Annotated in this window: 1 protein-coding gene; it reads right to left on the reverse strand. The window is 66.4% G+C overall.

Going from position 1 to position 1169, the window contains the following annotated elements:
- Positions 1 to 107: 107 nt before the first annotated feature.
- Positions 108 to 1169: IS110 family transposase (locus ACFU5V_RS43065; RefSeq protein WP_378707539.1), on the reverse strand; the 1062-nt coding region annotated here is incomplete at its 5' end.

Consider the following 1169-nt stretch of genomic DNA (forward strand, 5'->3'; position numbering starts at 1 on the left):
ATCCCAATGTGGAGTTAGGGATTGCTCATAGAGCGTTCGCGGGTCACTCCCAGGCGCTGGCCGTCACCACCCTGGTGGGTCATCCGGACACTTGTAGACGGCGGCGGTCAGCCGTCGAGTATCGCCAGCGACCAGCACCAGCCGGCGAGCTCACGGGCGATGGCGGTATTGGCGACCACCGGTCGCTTTCGTCGCTGATCGAAGCTCTGCCACCGACCGTACAGGCGGCGGTTGCCTTGCTGTCCGCGTGCCCGCGCCGACGGGGTGGCCCGGTCCCACCGTCGCCGCAGATCCACACCGGGATGGTGGTAGGGCTGGCGGTGATGCCAGGCGGCCTCTATCAGCAGTCGGCGGGCGTGAGCGTTGCCGGTCTTGGTAATCGACCCCTGCGAGCGTGACGCGCCCGAGGACGACTCGGTGGGCACCAGGCCAAGGTAGGCGCCGATCGACCGTCCGGTGAGTCGTTGCCAGTCTCCGATCTCGACGGCCAGCCCGAACGCGGTCAACGTCGAGATTCCGCGTAGGCATCCGAGCCGGGTCACCACCGGTGTGTAGGCGCTGTCCGCGGCCATCTCGGCGATCGCCGCATCCAGGCGGTCTCGGCGATCGACGGTGGCAAGCATGGTGTCGAACGCGGTGTCGTATGCCAGTTGCAGTCCCGGGACGGTGAACGTGTGCGTCCGTAGCCACACCTGATGTTTACCCGTCCACGCTTTTCCGCCGGAGTAGACGATTCCCTGCCGGAGAAGCAGTTTCGAGATGCGGTGCCGGGCTGCCATCAAGTCCCCGCGCACATCCTCTCGTGCCCGGACCAGATCGCGGGCAGCTTCCTGCTCCACGCTCGGAATCGTCACCGGCACAATTTCACCCAGATGCAAAAGTCGGGCCAGGTGCCGGGCATCGCGGGTATCGGTCTTGACCCGATCGCCCGACGGGCGTTGCAACTTGGACGGCGCCGCCACGAGACACACGATCCCGGCCGCGAGCAGGAACCTGGCCAGACCAAACCCTGTCGGACCCGCCTCGTAAGTCACCGCCGCCCGCCCCGGTAACGAACGGATCCACCCGAGGATCTCATGATGATCCGGCGTCAACCGACGCTCGAACATCTCACCGGTCTCACCATCGAGACCGCACGCGACCACCGACCGCGCGTGCACATCCAACCC

Origin of the sequence: Rhodococcus sp. NPDC057529 (assembly GCF_042802055.1) — a bacterium.
Classification (GTDB): Bacteria; Actinomycetota; Actinomycetes; order Mycobacteriales; family Mycobacteriaceae; genus Rhodococcus_F.